This window comes from Kribbella aluminosa, from assembly GCF_017876295.1.
Lineage (GTDB): Bacteria > Actinomycetota > Actinomycetes > Propionibacteriales > Kribbellaceae > Kribbella > Kribbella aluminosa.
Window position 1 is genome coordinate 2,609,497 of the sequence record NZ_JAGINT010000001.1, and the last position, 11,360, is coordinate 2,620,856.

Sequence of the window (11,360 nt, forward strand, 5' to 3'; positions counted from 1 at the left end):
ATTAGGAGATTGATGTGCTGGAGACTTCGCAGCGGCTGTTGAGCCTCCTCGCGCTGTTGCAGACGCGCCCCGCCTGGACCGGTACCGAGCTGGCGGTGCGGCTCGAGGTGACGACGCGGACGGTGCGCAACGACATCGATCGGCTGCGCGAGCTCGGGTACCCGGTCGATGCCGCGCGCGGTCCGGCCGGGCACTACCGGCTCGGGGTTGGTGCCAAGCTGCCGCCGTTGCTGCTCGACGACGAGGAGGCGGTCGCGGTGGCGGTGGGTCTGCGGACGGGTGCCGGCGTCGTCGGTATGGCGGAGAGCAGCCTTCGGGCGCTGACCAAGCTCCAGCAGGTACTGCCGCATCGGCTGCAGCGGCAGGTGAACGCGATCAACGACGCGATGACGGAGGGGCCGGAGAACACCCGCTCGAACATCGATCCCCCCGAGATCGACACAATCCTATTGTCGACAATCGCCGCGTGTATTCGGGACGAGCACTACCTCCGGTTCGAGTACGCCGTACCGGAAGGGGACTCGCTCTACAAGGCCGGATCGAGTACGACCCAGGACCTGCCGATCCTCGTGGAGCCGTACCGGCTGGTGAGCTGGCACGGGTACTGGCATCTGGTGGCGCGGGACGAGGCGGGGGACTGGCACACGTACCGGGTCGACTGGATGTCGTTGCGGATGGCAACGGGTCGGAGGTATCGGCCGCGGCCGATGCGGGCCGACGAGTACGCGGATTTCGTACTGCGGGACGTGGCGTCGGCGGGGTGGAAGGTGCATGCGCGGATCACCGTGTACGCGCCGGCGCAGGAGGTGCTGTCGCGGATCCACGCGGCGGTGGGGATTGTCGAGTCGGTCGACGAGCGGACCAGCGTGCTCGTCACCGGCGCGGACTCGTTCGAGCTGATCGCCGTGTACATCGGGATGCTGGGCCTCGACTTCCGCGTCGACGAACCGCCGGGGTTGGTCGCGCACCTCGAGACCGTCGGAAAGCGGTACTTGACGGCGATCGGCGTACCGAAGAACGGGTAGTGGTGGTGGTAGCACGGCTGCGGGCGGCGGGGAGTGGGCGAATCTGGGGACTACTGCCCGTCCTTCGGTACGCCGAGGCCGGCGTTGCGGGCTTGGATGATGGCGTTGGCGCGGTCGGCGGTGCCCAGTTTGGTGAAGATCGTGGAGACGTTGTTGGCGACGGTCTTCGGGGCGAGGGCCAGACGGGTGGCGATCGCGGGGTTGGAGAGCCCGGCGGCGAGGAGGTCGAGGATTTCGCGTTCGCGGGTGGTGAGTTCGGGGAACGGGTCGGTGGGGGGCGGGGCGGCGAAGAAGGTGAGGACGCGGCGGGCGACGCCGGGGCCGAAGATGGCTTCGCCGGCGGCGACGGCGCGGATGGCGCGGGCTATTTCCTCCTGTTCGGCGCCTTTCACCAGGTAGCCGCGGGCGCCGGCGCGCATGGCGGCGAAGACCGAGTCGTCGTCCTCGAACATGGTGAGGACCAGTACGGCGACCTCGGGCGCCGCGCGGGCAAGTTCGCGGGTGGCGGCGAAACCGTCGAGGTCGGGCATTTGCAGGTCGAGTACGGCGACGTCGGGGTGGGTGGTGACGACTTCGCGGATCGCTTCCCGGCCGGTTGCGGCGACGCCGACCACCTCGATGCCGGGGAGTGAGGTCAGCAGGGCCGCCAGGCCGGCGCGTACGACGGGGTGGTCGTCGGCCAGGACAACTCGGATCACCGCACCTCCAACGGGACGGAAGCGGCGGCGGGGAGGGGGAAGCGGGCTTGGATTTGGCCGCCGGTGGGGGTTGGGCCGGCGGTCAGCGTGCCGCCCAGTTCGGCGGTGCGGTCGTGCATGGCTTGGAGGCCTACGCCGGGGTGCCAGACGCCGTTGGCGCTGCCGTCGTCGGTGATCTCGATTTCGAGTTCGGTTCCGCAGCGGAGGGACAGTACGGCGGAGGTCGCCGAGGCGTGACGGACCACGTTGGTCAGGGCCTCTGTCGCGATTCGGTACGCGGCGACCTCCAACGCGGCGGGCAGCGGCGGCAGGCTGTCGGTGGTGACCGTGACTCGGATCGGAGCGCCGTCGGCGCGGAACGACAGCTGGTCGGCGCGTTGTCGCAGGGCGGCGATCAGGCCGAGTTCGTCGAGGGCCGGCGGGCGGAGGTCGTCGACCAGGCGGCGTACGTCGGTGATCGCCGAGCGGGTGTCGGCACGCAACCGGGCGAGCAGTTCGACGGCTCGCGGGGTGTCGGTGGTGATGAGGTTGGCGGCGGCGTCCGCTGCGAACGCCACGCCCGTGAGCGTCGGCCCCAGTCCGTCGTGCAGATCGCGCCGCAACCGCCGTCGCTCCTCCTCGCGCGCCGACACCAGGTTCTCCCGCGACGTCTGGAGCTCCGCCGACAACCGGGTCGCGTGTACTGCCACCGCCAGCGGTACGGCGACCAGCGCGAGCACGCTCCGGTCCGCCGACGACAACCCGGCCTCGCCCGAGCGCGTCCCAACCTCGAGGAGCCCGAGTACCTGCCCGCCGTACGAGAGTGGTACGACGGAAACCCCCTCCGCCGTCGGGCCGCTCGCCCCGTCGCCGGGGTCTACCGGCCCCGGGCCGGGGTCGACCGGTTCGGACCCGGGGTCGACCGGTCCGGGGTCGAGCGAGGGCCGGGTGCCATGCGGGGGCCGGGTGTCGTGCGAGGGTGGGATGCCGTCCGAGGCGATCAGCCTGCCGTCTACTCGCAGGGCGGCGTACGGCAGGCGGAGTGCCGAGCGGATCGCGGCGACCACGCCTGGCAACCCGGCGGACAGTTGCGAGCCGACCCGGGATGCGACCCGCGCCGGGTCGTTGCGGTCGCCGTACAGAGCGCGGTCGACGAGTTGCTGCAGGCGCGGCAGCACCGGCGCGATGATCAGCGCGACGAATACCGTCACCGCGGCCGAGCGGCCCACCTGTGACGCGATCAGCGAGTCGAGCACCGCGACCAGCGCGGCATAGATGCCGATGGCAACCAACGACAGGAGCGCCCAGGTCAGCGCGCGGGAGACCACCAGGCGGATGTCGAGGAGCTGGTACCGGACGATCGCCACCGCGACGGCGATCGGGATCAGCGGGATCGCCAGCAGTACGAGGATCGGCGTACCGGCGACGAATGCCCACGGGGTGACGAACAGCAGGGCGATCACCGATGCCAGGAGCAACCACAGCAGTTGCCGGCGGCCGGGTTCGTCGGCGCGGCGGTAGCGGATCGCGAGGCAGACCAGGGCGAGCAGGAGCGCGGCCAGGTTGCGTACTTCGGTCGCGGTCCACAGCGGCTGCAGCGCGTCGAACCGTGGGATTGTCAACAATCCGCGGGGCAGTTCGGGGGAGACCGGCTCGCCACTGCCCGCCATCTCGAGGACGAAAAGCGGCGAGGTCGCGATGATGCCGATCGCGGCCCAGCGCCAGCGTGGTGACAACAACCGGCCGTCCGGGAACAGCAGCAGCGCGAGGGGCAGGAACAAGCCGATCGACCACGGCCAGGCGGTCAGCGAGACGGTGACGAATGCCTGTTGTACGACGTGGTCGTGCACCACATGAGCCAGGGCGTCGGCGACCGGCGTTGTCGCGTGCCCGATGCCGTCAGCGAGGAACAGCCAGCCGATCGGGTTGGCCGGGCGATGCCAGGCGATGACCGCGCCGCAGAGGCCGAAGGTCAGACCCATCAGCCCGTTCGTCACGACGAAGTTGTCGACAAGTTGCTGCCAGCCCCAGCCGGCCGAGACGCCGTACGCGACGGCGAAAACCACCTCGACCACGACCAGCGCGGCGAGCGCGCCGGCCAGGCCGCGGCGGTTTCCGGAGGTTGCCATACCCGAAGTGTGCTCCCGGAACGTTCCCGGCGTCTCGGGATCGCGATCCCGGATCCGGCGGGGGACTGCCTGCGCCGGAGGGATCCGGTCCCCGGGCGGCGCCGGTTCCGGGACCGCACTGTGGTGCCGAACCACGACACAAGGGGGTAAGGAGATGTACAGATTCGGTTTGGTGCTGCTGGGGTTGCTCGCACTCGCGGACCTCGCGTCGCCGCTCATGACGGACGGGGAGCACCCGCCGATGAGTATCGCGATCGGGTCCGCGGTCATCGGGCTGATCAGCCTGGCGCTGGTCGGTCTCGCCTGGCGGGGGAAGCGGTGGGCGCTCGCGCCGCTGATCACGTTGCGCCTGGCGTCGGCGTTGCTCGCAGTACCGGCGTTCTTCGCGTCCGGCGTACCTGCGGTTGCGGTCGCCGCCGCCGGGATCGGTGTTGCGGCGACGGTTGTCGGCGTGATCGCAGTACTGCTGCCGAAGCGCGTGCTGGCAGGTGCGCGATGACTCAGGAAACAGCACAGACGACCAGCGGTACGTCGGCGCACGCGGACATCCGGCCCGTCTGGAGGTGGGTGGCGGCGGTGATCCTGCCGATCGGGCCGGCGGCGGTGGCGCTGCTGCGGTTCCTGCTCCCGTACAACACGGCTGATGACTCGTCGACAATCGTCAATAAGATTGTCAACAATCTGGATCGCAGTTCGTTGGTGATCTGGTTGACCTACGTCGCGATTCTGACGTTGGTGCCGGGTGTGTACTTCGTGGGGCGGCTGACTCGGCGCAGTACGCCGTGGCTGACCGGGATCGCTGTGTTCCTGATGGTTCCGGGGTATCTGTCGTTGCCTTGGACGGCGAGCAGTGACGTCTTCACGTGGGCGGCCGGGACTGCCGGTGTCGACCAGGCGTCGATCACGAAGATCGCCGAGGTTTCGCACGGCTCGGTGAGCCTGGCCGGGTTGGTGTTCGTGGTTGGGCATGTGCTCGGGACTGTGCTGCTCGGGATCGCGATGTGGCGTTCCGGGGTGGCTGGCCGGTGGGCTGCGGTGGCGGTGGGGATCTCGCAGCCCCTGCATCTGACGTCGGTCATCATCAGCAGTCATCCGCTGGATCTGGTCGGTTGGGGGCTGCAGGCAGTCGGATTCGCCGCGGTGGGGTGGGCGATTGTCCGGATGTCGAACGACGAGTGGCAGCCGGTTCGATGAGCTGGACCCGGGCTCGGCGTTACGCTCGGCGTACTGAAGGGGGAGCGGTATGGGCGAGGTAACGGGCGGGCCTGGGTTCGTCACCGAGCGCGGGAGTTTCCGTGCCGCGCATGTGGCGGATCAGAACGTCGAGCGTCAGGCGTTCGTGCTGGATCAGGTGGCTGGGCGTCCTGCGGTGCGGGCGTTGAAGGCGTGGGCGCTTGAGCAGTTGGCGCCGGCGGCGGGGGAGACGGCGGTCGACGTCGGCTCGGGTATGGGGGAGGACGTGCTCGCGTTCGCGACGTACGGCGCCCGTGCGATCGGCGTCGAGCCCAGCCCCGGCCTCCGAGCCGAGGCAGCCCGACGCACGGGCCGGGCCGAGGCAGGACGACGCGCGGCCGGGGCCGAGGCAGCACAATGCGCGGCTGGCGCCGAGGCGACGCTACGCGCGGCCGGGGCCGGGGCGGCATTACGCGGGGCCGGGGCCGAGGAGGTGCGGCGTGCGCCGGCGTCGGGCGCCCCGGAGGGCGTGGAGTTTGTCGACGGGCGGGCTGAGAGGTTGCCGTTCGAGGATGCGTCCGTGGATGTGGTGCGGTGTGAGCGGGTGTTGCAGCACGTTGATGAGCCGGGGGATGCGGTGCGGGAGATCGCTCGGGTGCTGCGTCCGGGTGGGCGGGTTGCGTTGATCGACACCGACTGGGGTACGTCGATCATTCACCCGGCGGACCCCGACGTACTGCAGCGCATCGTCGACTACTTCCGCGGTGAGACCGCCAATCCGTACTCGGGCCGCCGGCTCCGCGGGCTGCTCGTCGACGCCGGGCTTGAGATCACCGGTGAGACGGCCGCGACCTGGATCGAGCCGCAGGACGGCGCCACGACGGGCTTTGTCGGCATGATGCACACGACCGCGGCCCGGGCCGGCGTGATCACCGACGCCGAGGCCGCGGCGTTCACCAAGACGCTAGGGGACGCGGCTGAGCGCGGCGTCTTCCATATGTCCCTCACGATGTACGCGGTCAGCGCTCGCAAGCCGTGAACGGCGCGGCCATTGCACGACCAGTACCGCGGACAGCACCAGCGCGCCGCCGAACCACTGCGGCGCGGTGAGCTTCTCGCCGAACATCCAGGCCGCCGCGACCACTGTCACGACCGGCTCGAAGATCGACAGGATCGACGCGACCGAGGCGCCGACCTGCGCCATGCCGGCGAAGAACAGCAGGATCGCCGCGACCGTGCTGATCACTGCCACCGCGGTCAGCCACAACCAGCCGATCGGTGCGAACCCGAAGTCTGTGCCGCCGCGCAGGAACCCCAGTAATACAAAGGTTCCGAACGCCCCGGTGCAGACCAATGCACTCAGCGCGAGCGGCGGTACGTCGACCGAGTCGCCGACCAGGATGTACCCGGTGTAGACGATCGGCGCGCCGAGTGCGAGCAGTAGCCCGGACCAGTCGAAGTGGCCGGACAGCGCGCCGCTGAGCACCAGGCCGATCCCGAGCAGTGCGATCACCAGCGCGGCCACCCGGCGCCGCGAGGCGGCCTCGCGGCGCAGCGCGATCGCCGTACCCATGACGAGGACCGGGTACAGGTACAGGATCAGCGCGACCAGCGACGCGTCGATCCTGGCGAGCGCGGAGAAGTAGAAGGTCGACTGCGCGGCGTACCCGAAGGCGCCCATCGCGAGGCCGGTGAGCACGACCCGGCGCGGCAGGTTGCGGAGTGCGCCACGGGCGAGCGCGATGCCTAGCAGCAGTACCGCGGCGAGGCCGAACCGGACGAGCAACAGCGCGTCCACGGACACGCCCGCGCCGTACGCGAGCTTGCCGAACACGGCCATCACGCCGAAGGCGGCGGCGGAGAGAAGGCAGAAGAGGCGTCCCACGACATCGATGGTCCGACCAGTGAACCGTTCACGTCCATCACGGCTTCACGGACAGCATCGTGAAGCTAAGCTGAACGAATGATGGATCTGCATCGGCTTCGGCTGCTGCGTGAGGTGCACGGCCGCGGCACAGTGCACGGAGCGGCCCGCGCGCTCGGATATTCGCCCAGCGCGATCTCGCAGCAGCTGGCCGTTCTGGAGCGCGAAGCCGGTACGCCGTTGCTCGAGCGGGTCGGCCGCAACGTACGGCTGACCGCGGCGGGCGAGGTCCTGGTGCGGCACGCGACCGCGCTGCTGGAAGGTGTCGAGGCGGCCGAGGCGGAGCTGGCGGCGGTCGCGGCCGGACGGGTCGCCGGGGTGGTGCGGATCGGGGCGTTCCAGTCCGCGTTCATCCGGGTCGTCGCGCCGGCGATCCGCAGCCTCGCGGGGACACATCCCGACATCCGCGTGCAGGCCACCGAGCTGGAGGTCGAGCAGGCCGCGCCCGCCTTGCGGATGCAGCAGCTGGACGTGATGGTCGGCGACGAGTACGACGGCCAGCCGCGCGCCGTCCACACCGACCTGCATCGCGAGCACCTGCTCCGCGAACAGATCAGCGTCGTTCTGCCGGAGGACCATCCGCTGGCCGCCAAGCGCCGGGTCCCGGTCGAACAGCTGAGGGAATTGCCCTGGGCGGCCTGTCAGCCAGGCACCGGGCACCGCGAGATGCACGTCCGCGTCTGCCGCGAGCTGGGCGGGTTCGAGCCCGACATCCGCTACAGCTCCGACGACTTCCGCATCCTGCTGGAGCTCGTCCGTACGACGGGTGCCGGGGCGCTCCTCACGGACCTGGCCCTCGGCGCCGGTGCGCCGGGTGTCGCCGTACGCCTGCCGGCCGAAGGCGATGTCGGTCGGGCGGTCTTCCTGCTGACCCGCCGTACCCGAACTCCTGCGGTCGCGGCGGTCGCCGATGCGCTGGCGGCCGCGGCCACTGATCAGACCAGGTCGTGACGGAGCAGGACTGTCCGATTGTCGAAAGTACGATTGTCGACAAGCCGCAGGGTGCGGCGTTCGGTGGGCTGGTGGACGGGCTTACCGCCACCGAGGATCACCGGGTGCACGATGACGTGGTATTCGTCGAGCAGCCCTCGTGCGGTCAGTGCCGCCGCGACGCTCGCGCTCCCGGTCAGCAGGATGTCCTTGCCCGGCTGCTCCTTGATCGCCTCGAGCTCGTCGGCGGCCCGGATGATCCGGGTGTTCCAGTCGGCGGATTGCAGGGTTGTCGACAATACGATCTTCGACGTCCGTCGCCAGACCGGTGCGAACTCGATCGCGTGCTGATCCGGGTTCAGCGCCTCGGCGTTCGGCCAGTACGACGACATCATTTCCCAGACCGTCCGCCCGTACAGGAACAGGTCGGCGCGCTCGGTCAGCCCCATCGAGTACGCGCCGAGTTCCGGGCCGAGCTCGGCCCAGTCGAACTCGCCGTTCGGCCCCGCGATGAAGCCGTCGAGCGACTGGTGCACGTAGTACATGATCTTCCGCATGGTGTCCTCCGGGTGACGGCCGCTTGTGCCTCCTGGTCGGAGGCGGTTGCCCGGAATTGACACGCGTCAGCCGATCCAGCCCAAACTGCTGACGGTGTCCGTCGTCGGCTTGACCTCGCAACCAGCCACCACCTTGCCGAGGGGGATTGACGAAACCGCCTGGGCTTGGGAGATTCGGAGGGGAACGGGCGGGTCTGGGGGAGGACCGGCCGCTCGTCGGGGGTCCAGTTGCTCTCTGGGGTGAAGTCTTCGCGCTGTGCTCGACGGTGACGCCGGTCTGCGCGGTGTACGCGGTGACGTGTACGCCGTTCTGCGACAGAACTTGTACAGGGGAGCGGGCGCATGATCGAGAACCTGCGGGAACGCACGCGGGGACAGGTCTTCGTAGTGGGAGACGAGGAATACGACGCGGCGCGCCGTGTCAACAATTGGATGATCGACAAACGACCGCAGGTGATCGTCCGGTGTGAGAACACCGGTGACGTGATGGCGGCGATCGACTACGCGCGGACGAACGACCTGGAGATCGCCGTCCGCGGCGGCGGGCACAGCGTGCCCGGCTTCGGTACGGTCGACGACGGACTGGTCATCGACCTGAGCCCGATGCGGAACGTCCGGGTCGACCCGGTGACCCGGACGGCGCGGGCCGGCGGCGGCGCGACCTGGGGCGACTTCAACGCGGCGACGCACGCGTTCGGGCTGGCGACCACGGGCGGGATCATCTCCACGACCGGTGTCGGCGGGCTGACCCTCGGCGGCGGGATCGGGTACCTGGCGCGGGGGCTCGGGCTGTCCTGCGACAACCTGGTGTCGGCCGACGTGGTGACCGCGGACGGGCGGTTCCTGATCGCCAGCGAGAAGGAGCACGACGACCTGTTCTGGGCGCTGCGCGGCGGTGGCGGCAACTTCGGCGTGGTGACCGCGCTGGAGTTCCGGCTGGCACCATTGTCGACAATCTACGGCGGCCCGATGTTCTTCGAGCTGTCCGACGCGGCCGCCGTACTGGCCGGGTTCCGGGACCTGATCATGGACGCGCCCGAGCAGCTCGGCGGGTTCCCGGCGTTCCAGATCGCGCCGCCGCTGCCGTTCATCCCGGAGGACCGGCACGGCGAGCCGTTCGCGGCGATCGTCGGCTGCTGGGCGGGAGACCTGGACGAGGGTGAGGCGCAGATCTCGAAGTTCCGGGAGCTGGCGCCGGTGATGGCCGAGCACGTCGGCCCGATGCCGTACCCGGCGCTGAACAGTGCCTTCGACGCACTGGTACCGCCCGGACTGCAGCACTACTGGAAGGCGAACTTCGTCACCGAGCTGACCGACGAGGCGATCCAGGCGCACCTGCGGCACGCGCCGGGCCTGCCGGCGGTGAACTCGACCGTGCACATCTACCCGATCAACGGCGCCTGCCACCGGGTCACCCCGGACGCGACCGCGTTCGCCTACCGGGACGCGAACTTCGCGACCGTGATCGCCGGCATGTGGCCGGATCCGGCGCAGAACGAGGCGTCGATCGACTGGGTTCGGTCGTACTACGACGACATCGCACCGCACTCCGAGGCCGGCGGGTACATCAACTTCATGGCCGGCGACGACCAGGGCCGGATCCGGGACAACTACCGGCAGAACTACGACCGGCTGGCGGAGGTGAAGCGCAGGTACGACCCGGACAACGTGTTCCACCTGAACCAGAACATCGTGCCCTGACCGCAGGGGGGTGCGGCCGGGCCGCACCCCCCTGCGGGCTACTTCTTGGGGCTGAGCTTGTGGACCACGATGCCGGACTTGAACGTCGTGGTCCCGAGCAGCTCGAGGTGCGTCGGTTCGATGCCGCTGCCGTGCAGCATGTTGGTGCCGTCGGCAACCACCGGGAAGATCCAGAAGTGGTACTCGTCGACGAGCTTGTTCTCCAGCAGCGTCCGCGAGAACGACCCGGTGCCGTACTTGATCAGGTCGCCGCCGTCGGACTCCTTCAGCCGCCGTACCGCGTCGGCAGCGTCGCCTTCGAGCGGCTGGGCGTTCCATTTCCACTCGGTCAGCGTCCGGGTCGCGACGTACTTCGGCATCGCGTTGAAGGCGTCGGCGAACGGGTCGCCGGCCCGGGACAGCCAGGCGTCCGCGAAGCCCTCGTAGGTGACGCGGCCGAGCACCTGCGCCTCGACACCCTCCATCAGGCTCTGGTTGTACGCCATGTGCTCGTCGTCCCAGTACGGCGGGCTCCAGTTCTGCGGGTCGTCGATGACGCCGTTCAGCGTGACGAACGTGGTTTCGATCAGCTTCCTCATGGGTCTTTCCTCTCAGGGTTGGTACGGGCGCCGGTTGCGGGCGTCGCGTAGTACTTCGGCCCACCAGACGAGCTGGTCGAGCATGAGCTTGGCTGTTGCTTCGTAGCCGGCGGACGGCTTCGGCCAGCCGCCGTCCGCGGTGAACTGCTCCCAGTAGCAGGGCAGGGCGATGGTGTTGCGGATGGTGACGGCGTGCAGCTCGGCGAACACCTGTCGCAGCTGTGCGGCCGCCTGGCAGCCGCCGTACTCACGGCCGTAGCTGACGATCGCTACCGGCTTTGCGTGCCACTCCTCGTAGTACCAGTCCAGTGCGGTCTTCAGAGGCGCCGGGAAGCTGCTGTTGATCTCCGGAGTGACTACGGCGAACGCGTCCGCCGTTGCGAGCCTGGTCCCGAGTTGCTGGACCTCTTGCGGTGCCGCGTCGTCGGTGTCGGGCAGCGTGTCCGGCAGGTTCGCCGTCACCAGGTCGACAAGATCGACCTCGAACTGTTTGGCAGCCTGCTGAGCGAGCCAGTGCGCCACCGTCGGGCCGAAGCGGCCACGGCGGGTGCTGCCGATGATCACTGCCAGTCGCATCTGCCGTCCTCCTTCCGTCTGACCCAGACTCTGCCGGAAGGCGTTTACGGTTTCTTTCCGGTTAGTGTTCGGTCGTGCGCTTCGGGGTGC

Annotated in this window: 12 protein-coding genes; 6 read left to right on the forward strand and 6 right to left on the reverse strand. The window is 69.4% G+C overall.

Going from position 1 to position 11,360, the window contains the following annotated elements; all coding sequences use genetic code 11:
- Nucleotides 1-14 precede the first annotated feature (14 nt).
- Nucleotides 15-1,025: a helix-turn-helix transcriptional regulator gene (locus JOF29_RS12705; protein WP_209694396.1), complete on the forward strand. Its 1,011-nt coding sequence runs from the start codon at nucleotides 15-17 to the stop codon at nucleotides 1,023-1,025.
- 50 nt (nucleotides 1,026-1,075) lie between these two features.
- Here the strand turns inward: JOF29_RS12705 and JOF29_RS12710 are convergent, their stop codons facing one another.
- Nucleotides 1,076-1,723 (reverse strand): response regulator transcription factor, encoded by a 648-nt coding sequence (locus JOF29_RS12710; protein WP_209694397.1) that lies wholly within the window; start codon nucleotides 1,721-1,723, stop codon nucleotides 1,076-1,078.
- On the reverse strand, nucleotides 1,720-3,831 hold the full coding sequence (locus JOF29_RS42960; RefSeq protein WP_245357564.1) for a GAF domain-containing sensor histidine kinase: 2,112 nt from the start codon (nucleotides 3,829-3,831) through the stop codon (nucleotides 1,720-1,722). Before JOF29_RS42960 ends, JOF29_RS12710 begins: the two co-directional genes overlap by 4 nt.
- 154 nt (nucleotides 3,832-3,985) lie before the next feature.
- On the opposite strand from JOF29_RS42960, the gene JOF29_RS12720 reads away from it, so the two are divergent.
- Genes JOF29_RS12720 through JOF29_RS12730 form a run of 3 tightly spaced genes read left to right on the forward strand, consistent with a single transcriptional unit; the run spans nucleotide 3,986 to nucleotide 6,043 of the window.
- A complete protein-coding gene (locus JOF29_RS12720; protein ID WP_209694398.1) occupies nucleotides 3,986-4,330 on the forward strand; it encodes a hypothetical protein in 345 nt (114 codons plus the stop codon).
- Nucleotides 4,327-5,025, forward strand: a complete 699-nt coding sequence (locus JOF29_RS12725) for a hypothetical protein (RefSeq protein ID WP_209694399.1) — start codon at nucleotides 4,327-4,329, stop codon at nucleotides 5,023-5,025. The genes JOF29_RS12720 and JOF29_RS12725 overlap by 4 nt, the downstream gene beginning before the upstream one ends.
- A gap of 49 nt (nucleotides 5,026-5,074) precedes the next feature.
- On the forward strand, nucleotides 5,075-6,043 hold the full coding sequence (locus JOF29_RS12730) for a methyltransferase domain-containing protein (protein ID WP_209694400.1): 969 nt from the start codon (nucleotides 5,075-5,077) through the stop codon (nucleotides 6,041-6,043).
- Here JOF29_RS12730 and JOF29_RS45270 read toward each other — a convergent pair.
- Nucleotides 5,969-6,889 carry a DMT family transporter gene (locus JOF29_RS45270; RefSeq protein WP_209694401.1) on the reverse strand — a complete coding sequence of 307 codons (921 nt, stop codon included), beginning with the start codon at nucleotides 6,887-6,889 and terminating at the stop codon, nucleotides 5,969-5,971. The two genes, JOF29_RS12730 and JOF29_RS45270, sit on opposite strands and share 75 nt — an antisense overlap.
- 78 nt (nucleotides 6,890-6,967) lie before the next feature.
- On the opposite strand from JOF29_RS45270, the gene JOF29_RS12740 reads away from it, so the two are divergent.
- Entirely contained in the window at nucleotides 6,968-7,879 is a 912-nt protein-coding gene (locus tag JOF29_RS12740; RefSeq protein ID WP_209694402.1) for a LysR family transcriptional regulator, read from the forward strand.
- Here the strand turns inward: JOF29_RS12740 and JOF29_RS12745 are convergent.
- The gene (locus JOF29_RS12745) at nucleotides 7,864-8,415 is read right to left on the reverse strand and encodes a dihydrofolate reductase family protein (RefSeq protein ID WP_209694403.1); all 552 of its coding nucleotides are present in this window, start codon (nucleotides 8,413-8,415) and stop codon (nucleotides 7,864-7,866) included. The genes JOF29_RS12740 and JOF29_RS12745 overlap by 16 nt on opposite strands.
- 342 nt (nucleotides 8,416-8,757) lie before the next feature.
- Here JOF29_RS12745 and JOF29_RS12750 point away from each other — a divergent pair, with 342 nt between their 5' ends.
- Nucleotides 8,758-10,116 (forward strand): FAD-binding oxidoreductase, encoded by a 1,359-nt coding sequence (locus JOF29_RS12750; protein ID WP_209694404.1) that lies wholly within the window; start codon nucleotides 8,758-8,760, stop codon nucleotides 10,114-10,116.
- Between the two features lie 38 nt (nucleotides 10,117-10,154).
- On the opposite strand, the gene JOF29_RS12755 is transcribed toward JOF29_RS12750, so the two are convergent.
- Both JOF29_RS12755 and JOF29_RS12760 read right to left on the reverse strand, forming a co-directional pair.
- Complete coding sequence (locus JOF29_RS12755; protein WP_209694405.1) at nucleotides 10,155-10,694, reverse strand: dihydrofolate reductase family protein; 540 nt, start codon at nucleotides 10,692-10,694, stop codon at nucleotides 10,155-10,157.
- Between the two features lie 12 nt (nucleotides 10,695-10,706).
- The gene (locus JOF29_RS12760; protein WP_209694406.1) at nucleotides 10,707-11,270 is read right to left on the reverse strand and encodes an NADPH-dependent FMN reductase; all 564 of its coding nucleotides are present in this window, start codon (nucleotides 11,268-11,270) and stop codon (nucleotides 10,707-10,709) included.
- Nucleotides 11,271-11,360 lie beyond the last annotated feature (90 nt).